The sequence below is a fragment of the Halorubrum rutilum genome (assembly GCF_042665015.1).
In the GTDB taxonomy this organism is placed as follows: Archaea; Halobacteriota; Halobacteria; order Halobacteriales; family Haloferacaceae; genus Halorubrum; species Halorubrum rutilum.
On sequence record NZ_JBHTBL010000026.1, the window covers coordinates 1 to 9,785 of the forward strand.

At 58.7% G+C, this 9,785-nt stretch carries 10 protein-coding genes and 4 pseudogenes; 4 read left to right on the plus strand and 10 right to left on the minus strand.

Features of this window, described 5'->3' with window-relative positions; all coding sequences use genetic code 11:
- Positions 1–160: pseudogene (locus ACFQMF_RS15685) on the plus strand (inorganic phosphate transporter); the annotation flags it as partial.
- 187 nt (positions 161–347) lie between these two features.
- Here the strand turns inward: ACFQMF_RS15685 and ACFQMF_RS15690 are convergent.
- From ACFQMF_RS15690 to ACFQMF_RS15720, 8 genes and pseudogenes are all read right to left on the minus strand, one after another.
- A complete protein-coding gene (locus ACFQMF_RS15690; protein ID WP_256409802.1) occupies positions 348–1,916 on the minus strand; it encodes a Mur ligase in 1,569 nt (522 codons plus the stop codon).
- Entirely contained in the window at positions 1,913–3,082 is a 1,170-nt protein-coding gene (locus ACFQMF_RS15695) for a poly-gamma-glutamate biosynthesis protein PgsC/CapC (RefSeq protein WP_256409803.1), read from the minus strand. Before ACFQMF_RS15695 ends, ACFQMF_RS15690 begins: the two co-directional genes overlap by 4 nt.
- Before the next feature lie 394 nt (positions 3,083–3,476).
- Entirely contained in the window at positions 3,477–4,523 is a 1,047-nt protein-coding gene (locus ACFQMF_RS15700; protein ID WP_256409804.1) for an ATP-binding protein, read from the minus strand.
- Between the two features lie 308 nt (positions 4,524–4,831).
- Positions 4,832–5,401: a hypothetical protein gene (locus ACFQMF_RS15705; protein WP_256409805.1), complete on the minus strand. Its 570-nt coding sequence runs from the start codon at positions 5,399–5,401 to the stop codon at positions 4,832–4,834.
- Positions 5,398–5,766 carry a ribbon-helix-helix domain-containing protein gene (locus ACFQMF_RS15710; protein WP_256409806.1) on the minus strand — a complete coding sequence of 123 codons (369 nt, stop codon included), beginning with the start codon at positions 5,764–5,766 and terminating at the stop codon, positions 5,398–5,400. The genes ACFQMF_RS15705 and ACFQMF_RS15710 overlap by 4 nt, the downstream gene beginning before the upstream one ends.
- Before the next feature lie 93 nt (positions 5,767–5,859).
- Positions 5,860–6,009 (minus strand): annotated as a pseudogene (locus ACFQMF_RS16335) (DUF8158 family protein); the annotation flags it as partial.
- Between the two features lie 206 nt (positions 6,010–6,215).
- Positions 6,216–6,407: pseudogene (locus tag ACFQMF_RS15715) on the minus strand (DUF8158 family protein); the annotation flags it as partial.
- Between the two features lie 54 nt (positions 6,408–6,461).
- Positions 6,462–6,826, minus strand: a pseudogene (locus ACFQMF_RS15720) (universal stress protein); the annotation flags it as partial.
- A 257-nt stretch (positions 6,827–7,083) separates the two neighbouring features.
- On the opposite strand from ACFQMF_RS15720, the gene ACFQMF_RS15725 reads away from it, so the two are divergent.
- The 3 genes from ACFQMF_RS15725 to ACFQMF_RS15735 all read left to right on the plus strand — a co-directional run bounded on the left by ACFQMF_RS15725 (position 7,084) and on the right by ACFQMF_RS15735 (position 8,919).
- Positions 7,084–7,248, plus strand: a complete 165-nt coding sequence (locus ACFQMF_RS15725; RefSeq protein ID WP_256409808.1) for a DUF7512 family protein — start codon at positions 7,084–7,086, stop codon at positions 7,246–7,248.
- Positions 7,238–8,296, plus strand: coding sequence for a sulfite exporter TauE/SafE family protein (locus ACFQMF_RS15730; protein WP_256409809.1), 1,059 nt, complete (start codon positions 7,238–7,240; stop codon positions 8,294–8,296). Before ACFQMF_RS15725 ends, ACFQMF_RS15730 begins: the two co-directional genes overlap by 11 nt.
- Positions 8,297–8,514: 218 nt before the next feature.
- Positions 8,515–8,919: a helix-turn-helix domain-containing protein gene (locus ACFQMF_RS15735; protein WP_092566358.1), complete on the plus strand. Its 405-nt coding sequence runs from the start codon at positions 8,515–8,517 to the stop codon at positions 8,917–8,919.
- A 26-nt stretch (positions 8,920–8,945) separates the two neighbouring features.
- Here ACFQMF_RS15735 and ACFQMF_RS15740 read toward each other — a convergent pair whose 3' ends face one another.
- On the minus strand, positions 8,946–9,161 hold the full coding sequence (locus ACFQMF_RS15740) for a CbaC protein (protein WP_256409810.1): 216 nt from the start codon (positions 9,159–9,161) through the stop codon (positions 8,946–8,948).
- Positions 9,161–9,785 (minus strand): cbb3-type cytochrome c oxidase subunit I (locus ACFQMF_RS15745; protein ID WP_379792323.1); only part of this gene is annotated, 625 nt, incomplete at its 5' end. The genes ACFQMF_RS15740 and ACFQMF_RS15745, both read right to left, overlap by 1 nt.

Sequence of the window (9,785 nt, forward strand, 5' to 3'; positions counted from 1 at the left end):
CAACGAGATCGTCGTCAGCGCGATCATCGGGAGCGGCGCCGCGGTGGGCGGGCGGGACGCGGTCGACGCGCGGAAGATCCTCGTGACGGTCGGGGCGTGGGCCGGGTCGTTCGGCCTGTCGTTCGCGCTCGCGTACGCCGTCGCGGTCGGGCTCTTATAGCGGCTCATGAGAGGCGCGGTCTCATGTACCCGTCTGTTTAAATTCTCAGGCTGTCGTGTGAACTCTGTACTGGACCTTATTATATTGGAAATTGACTGACATCGATACTACAGCTATTCGCTCCGGTCTGTGACACTCAGTAGCTCATACGTTACCCGAGGATGCAGAACAGGAGTCTCGGAAACGCTCAGTCAGCTTCCTTAATGGCGACTTTCTTCGCTCGCGTCACTATCTGGTCCTCTAAATCACGCATAAAGTCATCAACCGTATTCCCCATCGTCAACACCGGATACCCCTCCTCAAGCATATCGTCGAGCACGTCGCCGGCGTCTTCGTCGCGACTGTGTTCGGTCACGGGGACATCAACATTCGAAGCAAACACGCCAGTGAACGCGCCACCAGCACGCGCTCGTTCGATCAGGTCGCGTTCGGCCAGTGTATTCAGATACTTGGCGAACGAGGCGGTGCGGCTCCGACGGTCGGCACGAAGGTAGACGAACGGCAGGACGTGGCTATCGCCAGCCAGTGACTGTCGAATCGCCTCCGTACTCTCGATGTCGTTGATTTCAGCCCCGTTAAAAATGCGGCCGTTTGGGAGGCGAATCCAGCGTGGCTGGATCGCATCCAGATACGCGTTCAGCTGTTCCTCTGGTACTGGGTCCATATCCAACCACCGCAACACGTCGTTGACTGCGTAGACGGTTTCGGCTCCGATCCGGCCCTGCTGATCGTCCGGGATCGTCACCTGCCGCATCTCACCACCCTGCTGTTCGATCTCGTCGCGCATGTACTCGGCGAGGACGGGATTCTGTTCGCCGTTGACAACCTTCGTTCCGGGTGGGATTGTCCGTGCGAACGCCCGCGCGAGGTCTCGGATGGTCTTGCCCAGCGTGTCCTGATGATCCTGTCGTACGTTCGCGATGACGACGACGTGGGGCTTGATGAACCGCTTGTTGATCAGCCGCGTCGTATACTCAGTGATCCCCTGATTCTCGAAGATGCCGACATCCTCTGGCGTGTACGACTCCAGTTGCGGGCCGAACTCCTGTAAGACGTTGATATTCTCGTACAACGTCGTGTACGCCCCCGTCCGTTCGATTGGGATGACGTTCCCGTTGCGGATCAACAGTGGATGGTTGCCAGTAATCTTCGTTAGGGTGTCGTAGCCTCGCCGCCGGAACACGTCATCGAGACGCTTGACCGTCGACGACTTCCCGCGGATGCCCGACACCACGATCCGCGTGTCGATATTCTGGAGGAACTGACGGTGTTGTCGTCCGCGAGTTAATAATGAGGACGCACCACGGATGGTTGACATCCCGACCTCGAACGGGTCATGTTCGACAGCGTCGTCTTCCGTGCCGACGAAATACACCGGAATCGCTCCCGTTGCGAGATGCCGGAACCGCCGCATCGCTTCGCGAGCGTTCGCTCGCTCGGTGTAGGTGAAGTTCGGAACGGCGAGTGTCTCGCCATCGGCTTCAAGCGTCCAGTCGAAGATCTCGAGTGACTCGTCACCTCGAACCCGAAGCGTCGGTCCCCCGTCGGCCGACGGTGTATCGACGTATTCGAACTCGTCGGTGTCGAGCGATTCGAGTTCTGCCGCCGCGTCGCGAACCCGATCGATTCGCTGCCGTGCCGCTCGTGACATGTCATATCGGTCTGTTCCGATCGCTAAACACACTTCGGCGTCACTAAGCCGCCAGTGCCATCCTTCCTCACTCCGCACCACTTCGAACATCCCCTGTTCGTTCATTCTTGATCACCGCCCGAGAGGATCGACGACTCGAACACGTCGTCGTGCGACGGCTGGTAGACTGTGTAATACTCGACGATCGCCAGACAGACGACTGCGACGAACACACTCGCAGCGAGTTGTGGAACCCCAAACCGCTGAGGGAATCCCCGTGGAAGGATGCGACCCGTCGCTCGGGCGAGCGGCAACATTACGGCGAAGGTGCCGAGCTGTAACGGGATGAAGAGCCTGCGTTTCGGCCCCGGAGCTGTGTGCCAATTATACGCGCCAATGCCCGCGAGAATCGCAACGAAGTACGCTGATAGCCCACGTGTGATCGGGAGCAGCAGCGTGATGGGGATCGCTGCGATGAGCGCGAACGCCGTGGTGGTCGAAATCAGGACACGTCCGTACAGGAGCGTGACGTAATGGACAAGCGAGAGGAAACCGAACGAGAGGCCAAGCATCACTACGTACAGCAGGACAAGCCATTTGCTCGCAAGTGCATAGATCGCTAGGAGTGGGAGAGCGATCAGGCCCATCCGGAGCCCGTAGCGCCCGCGGACGCGTTCAGAAACGAAGAGCCCGAGCACAAAAAGCCCCACCGCAACCGGTCGAGCCAGGATTGTCGGCTCAAGCTCGGTCTGGAGGGCTGCATTCTTGTACACCGCCACGTCGGTCGTCGTTGTGTAGAGCGCTGGCGGTGTCACCTCCCCTACTGTCGTCGCCAGCTCGGGCGTGATGAGCAGCCAGCCACAGGCCACCAGCCCAGCGTAGAGTCCAGCTGCCGTGAGCAGATCGTGGATTCGGTACTCTGGTTTGAGTTGGTGGTAGTTGTACGCTGCAAGGCCGGGCAAAATACTCCCGATGAACACAACCGACCGGAGTGACTCCGGGAACAACGATCCGAACCCCACGAGCAGTAGTAGTGGAACGCCGCTTCCGATCCCCATCGCGACGAGCAGTTCATCCCGACCGTAAAGTAGCGTTCGTTGCTTTACGATCCGCAGACCGAGGTACGCGAGGATGGTACTCAGTACAAAGATCGGAAGCATCCAGGCGTTTTTGAGGGTATAGACTGCCAGCACGGGAATGGCGATCGTGCCGCCCAGTCGGTACCCGAACAGCTGAGAGATGACTCCGACTAACAGGAGCCCAAAGGCAGTGATCCCGGCTGCAACTAACACGGATCACACCTCAGTTCCCGAGTCCCATGATACACACATCTAGATGAGAATTGGAATGTAATATGACTACTCTTTTGAATTACCTTACGGAGACGCGTTCACCGAGTAGTTGTCTTCTATCGCCTTGACTCACACGTGTGTTGCTGAATCCGCTCTAGGATGCCAACTTTCCCACAGACGGGACACTCCCGCAGGGGGTCGGCGGCAGAACGGTCCAGGCGTCCAGCGCAGCCTCTAACTGTGCTTCCTTGAGAGCTACAGACGATACAAACGGATATCGGTAGCAAATCCCAACACCCTGCGCCGACGGCAGCACTAACACGAGCTGTCGAGGCCGCTTGTTCAGTAGTTTCCAAGAACAATCCGTCGTACCGATTGTGTCGTGTAGATGGAGTTACGCTGCGAGTGGGAGTTGGACAACGAAGACGGTACCAGTCGGCTCGTTGTCTTCCACCCAGATTATACCCCCGTATTCAGTGACAAGCGTGTCAACGAGATAGAGCCCGATTCCCGTGCCGGGACTTCCGAGCCCCCGTTCCCCTTTGCCGAACACAGTATCTTTGTGATCGTCTGAGATTCCGGGCCCGTTGTCGGCGATGCGAACTTCAACTTCGTCGCCGAGGACCGCACACGAGATCTCGATCCGAGGGGAATCCGCGTCGTTGTGTTGGACAGCGTTGTTGAGGAGATTCCGAAAGACCGAATTGAGCATACTGTTCGCAGTGACCTCAACATCAGGCGGGGGGTTCTCTAGTATGAACTCTGCCTCCGGGAAGGACTCCTCGCGAAGCGACAGCTCGGTTTCTAGGACCGAACGCAGCGGCACGGGTTCTATGGTGACCGACTCATCCGAGACGACCGTTTCCACGTACTCACGCGCAACCTCGGTCAGTTCAACGACGTGTTCACCGCTGGTAAGGATCTTCTGCAGGTATTCGCGCCCCTCGTCGTCGACGTGGTTGTCGAGCATTTTTGCCCAGCCCAGCACGACCGCCATATCGTTCCGAATATCGTGTCGAACGATCCGATTCAACAGTTCAAGCTCTTGCTCGCGGCGTTTCTGATCCGTGATATCCGTGGAGATGCCGACGATTTCCGAGACATCCCCCGCCTCATCCCGGAGGATAACCTGCCGATTGAGCGTCCACCGGACCGAACCATCCGGACGAACGATGCGTCCCTCATACTCCGTATCACGGAGTTCGCGGGTTGACTCCTCGATGTTTGCGCGAACACGCTCTCGATCGTCGGGATGAATCGTTTCAATCAGTTTTCCGATGTCGTCTTTGATTTCCTCGGGTGAGATTCCCCAGATATCTTCGAAGCCAGCACTGATGTACTCGAATTCCCCCGGTTCGGACGCTGTCCAGAGAGCGATGCCGTCGAGTTCATCAAATAGCGACCGAAAATCACGACGCTCCCCCAGCGATCCGTTGCTCATACGGCTTCCAGAAGACTAAATCGTATAAATTCTGGTTTATAACTCTCGGCTCGCCGAATTCTCCTCAGCTAGTCGTGGCGAGCGGGGCGGGCCGTCACGGACACACCTGTCCAGCCGGCTGTGACACTCAGCGACCCAGTTACCGCCTTGGCGGACTCAGAAAGGGCGAGGCTGTCTCGGCCGTCCCCCGACCCCGCAAGCACCGCAGGCACGAGGCACGCAGCGGCGGTCGTGGGATGCCGAGCGGCCGAGGGCTTTCGGATGTCGTCGCCGGCGCTGGCTGTTCGGCGTCACCACCCGGAGACTGGTTACTCTTCGAGACGGTGGAGTAATTGTGTGACGTACGGACTATTCTCCCAGCTCCGATGTGGGCTGATCGTCGTGATCAGCGTTCGAGCCTTTTCGTGGCTCAGATGCCCGTTTCGAGCGTAGTCGACGATGAGCCGCGGCGTCGGGACGATCCGCGGGCCCTGTAGCACGGCGTGGATGAGCGGGAAGTTCGTTCCGCCGAAATCGTCGGTGAGAAACCCATCGACGTCGAGCGCGTTCGCAAGGACAATCCCGTCGGTTTCGCCGTCGTCGAGCCCGAACGTCGGCCGCGAGTCTGGTGTATCCTCGCGCTCGTAGAGGTCCGCGACCGTGTAGTAGCTGCGGGCCGCGAGGACGTTGTTCGCAGCCGCGGCGTGGATGTCTTGGTACTGCGTGATGTCACGGAGTTCGGCGACCACTTCTGGCGGCACGAACACGTCACACGAGGTGAGCAGATACTGGAACGGGTCCGGAGTGTTAGTGTCGACGGCCGCGTCGGCGCGGGGAACCGTGAGACTGACGAGCGCACTAGTGTCGGCGACGACCGTACGCAGTCGCCGGCCGCTCATCGCTCGTCGTCGGCTGCGGTCTCGACCGCCGTCGCGTCGCCATCGTAGACGTCGACGTCGTTGGGGGCAGCAAGATCGAGTGGTTCATCCTCGAGATCCGCTTTGAGAAGACGGAGGCGTTGGGCAGTCTCGGCGCCGACCAACTGCTTGACCGTCCCGAACTCAAGCTGGTCGTCGTAGTACTTCGTCGCGACCAACTCCTGAAACGTCTCGCTGTCGGCTGTGTCTTCGATGTACTCCCGAATCGCCTCGACAAGCAGATCCGTCCGATCCTTGTCGAAGAGCTCCGCGATCGCATCCAGCCGGTCGACGAGATACTCTGGTGACTGGAAATGGACCCGTCGCGGATCGTCGCTTGAGCTCATTCTATGTGCAAGTTCTGCACATAGAGTGATAACCGTTTCGGCGTTTGTACAGGGCTTGCACATCAGGGGCCTGACGGGCCTGTCCCGCCAGTCTCAGCCGTTGTCCTGTGCGTTCAGCTCCTCGAGGCACCAGCTGGCGGCGGTTCCGATCCGAACGCCGTCGACGTTGCGCATCTCAAGGCCGTACGTGGCGGTCCGAAACGGCTCGTCGTCGACGAGGATGCGGTGGATAATTGCCCGGACCGATTTGCTCTGTTGAATCCGATGACTACACGGGGATCACGATCTCTGAAGAGGAGATTATCTCACTCATCGTCGTCGGGGAGTTGGATTGATCCACCCAGTGGCCTTGGTCCTCACTCTCTGCCAAGATTCCATCTCTGAATTCTCTCGACAGCGCTCTAAAACCGAGTACAGAGTGATCCGTTCCCGGCGCCTTCTGCGGATTCAACAGAGCAGACCGATTCCGTTCCGTACCTGTCGACGAGAGCCGCGATCGCCGTATCGAAATGCGCATCCTCGTGCTCGGCTCGCGGGTTCTGCGCCCGGTGGATCACGAGGTCGACCACATCGTCGACCGATACGTGCTCGGGATTCCTGGTTTGCTCACGAACGTCATAGAGAGGCTCAGCATCAGGCATTGCGAGTCACTCCGTGGCGTCGTCCGTATCGGTGGTCGCCGGGTTGGTTGCTCGTTGCTGGCGGATGTCTGGCCCGTCGACCGCCCGCTCGGCGCGGTTGACTAACAACGGAACGCCGGTAGTCCGCGCGAGGTTGCGCGTGGTTGAGCCGATCACTCGGTTCTCCAGCGGGCTCTGCCCACACGAACTCACAATCAACAGGCTGGGATAATCGATCTCAGTGATACCGTTCAGGCACCAGCGCGGGGCCCTGGACAACATGTGTCTTGACATCGAACCCTGCCGCCTCGATTACCGCTCGATACCTGATCGAGCGCGCGTTGGTGGCGCTTCTTGAATTCGACGCTAGGCATCCCGGCGTGGATGTTTGCTGAGACGACAGTGGCGAGGCGGGTCATTCGGACACCGATGCAGCCTAGGTAAACGGGTTCGCGAGTTGATGACAACTCAACTCATTTGAGAGACAACAGGTCAGGCGGTGACGGCGCAGAGCAACTGGTTGTCGAGGGCACGGCCCGTATCTTCGTCATAAGTTATCGGTACTCTGACCGAGGTTACCGGAATATAGTATTGTGTAGATATCCCAAAACCATTATACGCACGAGGTGGGTAGGAGAAACCGAGCAGAAATGTGTGAAAAGCAAAATACCGAATGCGGAGATCAGAGGGTGAACCGATGGCAGGACTAGAGATACCCACTTGGGATCCACAGACAGCGATGCTTATCGGCGCAATCCTACTAGAGGCGTTCGTGCTGTACGCCGGCTACGGCGGTCTTGAACGACTTGTCGGATCCTACCTCATGAACCTCTTGATAGGGGGTGAATCGAATGCTCAATAGTCTTCTCAGCGGCCCCGGCGTGTTCGGGACAGGCCCAGAGATGCTCGCGCTGTTCGTCGGATTCGGACTTGTCGTCGGGGTCTTGTTCGGCTTCTTCGGCATGGGTGGGTCGTTCCTCGTCACTCCTGCGCTGTTGATGTTGGACTACCCGGCGCCTGTCGCGGTCGGAAGCGGAATGGCGTTTGTATTCGGAACGGCGGTCATCGCGACCCTGAAACATCATGACCTCGGGCAAGTAGATTATAAGCTCGGCGCCATCATGATCACCGGAACGACCATTGGCATCGAAGCAGGGCGTGCCACTGTCTATTATCTTGAATCAATAGGATTAGCCGGTGGAGTCATCAGCGTCGCGTATGTTATTCTGCTCGGCGGCGTCGGCGCGATGGTTACCCGTGATGCTTTGCATGCTGACGGCGGAGGTGGTGTTGATCACAAGCCAGGTAACAAGGATCTTGACGAGTACGAAATCCCCGAGATCGCGAAGAGTATCCAAGAGACCATCCGAATTCCACCGATGGTGACACTCCGCGGCGATGTCCGCGTTTCTGTATGGGTTATTACGGTCGTCGCCTTCGCGACCGGTCTCTTGTCCGGCTTGCTCGGCGTCGGTGGCGGGTTCATCCGAATGCCAGCGATGATCTACGCTATTGGAGTCCCGGTGCCCGTCGCTGTCGGTACTGACCTGTTTGAGATCGTCTTCTCTGGTGGTCTTGGAAGTTACCTCTACGGACAGGGCGGCGGCGTAAACCTTGGCATCGTCGCCCCGCTGTTGTTCGGGAGCGCGCTCGGTGCGCGAATCGGTTCAGCCGCGACCGCCGTTGTCGACGCTGACGGTATCAAGATCTACTTCGGCGGGATGCTCCTGATCGGTGCCGTCGCAGTGGGTATCGGCGAAATCGGATCTTATCTCGGAAACTCGACGCTTGAGCTGCTCGGACTAGTACTGGTTATCGGCGCGGCGGTTGTCGTCGCCTTCGCGATTCTCTACACGACAATTTCGACGCTCCGTCAGACGCATGGTCAGGGAGTCACAATCGCCGACTAATCCGTTTTGTGCTAACCCGCTGCCAGCCGAGCTAACTGTTTTTTACTCTCAGATACCTCGAGCGACGAGTAGCTCCTCACGTCGTATTTATACAAAACCCGAAACTCCCACCGTTCGGGGTTCGATTGCGTTTACTCACCTCCCTCAGTTCGCCGCAAAATTGTGCGAACTATACAAAAGTCTTTTAATATCTCAGTACCAATATAGTCTCGATAACAATGCCAGACTCGATGTCTGAACAGCTCCGCCGGGACATGGAATGCGAGGGGCTACTAGAATGCTTCCACGGCCTCAAAGAACTCGACAAGGAGTGCTTCCAGGCGCTTGTTGAGACCGAAGAACCGTTAACTGTCGACGAGATCGCCGACGCAGTCGATCGTGAGCGATCCACGGCTTACCGTGCTGTCCAACGGCTGCTACAGACCGGCTTCATCGAAAAGGACCAGATCAACTACGATCAGGGTGGCTACTATCACGTCTACTCGCCGTCTGACCCCTCCAAAATCGCCGATGACATGCAGCGTCTGCTCAACGACTGGTATGCGAAGATGGGCCAGCTTATTCAAGAGTTTGAGAATAAGTACGAACAGTCAGAAACTGCGGCCCCTCCCGCCGAAAGCTAGCTGTCGTCTTTTTTATTGCCAGATCTCTACGTAGGGTCCGTCCTCTCATCATCTGTTTGCCATCCTCCTTTGAGAGTAATGATCCATAATAGGACGCCGGCGAGCGCGAAGACAGCGATCATGTAGGGAATAAGCGGGAGTTTGACGCCAACGAAATCGAGGACTGTCCGCAACTCGTAGATGATCACGCCGAAGATCGCAAGTGTCACCAGGAGTCCACCGCGGCTCACGTCCACGGTCATCAGGCCACCTCGACGAGCGCGGAGATCCCGTCGCCGACGGCGCTGATGATGGGTGTCGCGGCGCCGATGATCGCGTCGTATAACGGGATGAGCCACGCCGGATACGTGCCCACGCCGGGACCGAGCAGCCCGCCGCGCCGAACGATCGCCGCCAGCGGGAGGGCGTACGCGAGGACGACGAGGGTCAGCGCGATCCCGACCCAGAGCCGGAGGTCGTCGAGTACGCGCGGGGCATCGTCTGGCCCGGACAGCGCCGGCGGCAGCGACTCGGCGAGCCCGGTGACCCGCGGGTTCCCCATCGTGAGCACGAGGTTCCCGATGAACAGCACCGTCGAGACGAACAGCAGCGTCCCGCCGATCGCGATCTGGACGTTGAGCTCCTCGAACCCGCCGAACATCGTCGGGTAGTCGAAGCCGCTGTACTCGGGCTCTGCGGTCCGGCGCGGCACGCCCATGATCCCCTGGGCGTGCATCGCGTTCGACATCAGCGCCATGCCGACGAACCAGAGGACGACCTGGAACAGCCCGATCGGCCGGCTGTAGATCGGTTTGTTGGAGATCTGTGGCCAGATCCAGTAGGTCGCGGCCATGAACGTGAGCGCGACGGCGGTGCCGACGGTGAGG

What these genes read in the sequence shown, in the direction of transcription:
- ACFQMF_RS15690 (WP_256409802.1), bottom strand. Translation starts at nt 1,916, where the DNA reads ATGAACGAACAGGGGATGTTCGAAGTGGTGCGGAGTGAGGAAGGATGG.
- ACFQMF_RS15700 (WP_256409804.1), bottom strand. Translation starts at nt 4,523, where the DNA reads ATGAGCAACGGATCGCTGGGGGAGCGTCGTGATTTTCGGTCGCTATTT.
- ACFQMF_RS15705 (WP_256409805.1), bottom strand. Translation starts at nt 5,401, where the DNA reads ATGAGCGGCCGGCGACTGCGTACGGTCGTCGCCGACACTAGTGCGCTC.
- ACFQMF_RS15710 (WP_256409806.1), bottom strand. Translation starts at nt 5,766, where the DNA reads ATGAGCTCAAGCGACGATCCGCGACGGGTCCATTTCCAGTCACCAGAG.
- ACFQMF_RS15725 (WP_256409808.1), top strand. Translation starts at nt 7,084, where the DNA reads ATGGCAGGACTAGAGATACCCACTTGGGATCCACAGACAGCGATGCTT.
- ACFQMF_RS15730 (WP_256409809.1), top strand. Translation starts at nt 7,238, where the DNA reads ATGCTCAATAGTCTTCTCAGCGGCCCCGGCGTGTTCGGGACAGGCCCA.
- ACFQMF_RS15735 (WP_092566358.1), top strand. Translation starts at nt 8,515, where the DNA reads ATGCCAGACTCGATGTCTGAACAGCTCCGCCGGGACATGGAATGCGAG.
- ACFQMF_RS15740 (WP_256409810.1), bottom strand. Translation starts at nt 9,161, where the DNA reads ATGACCGTGGACGTGAGCCGCGGTGGACTCCTGGTGACACTTGCGATC.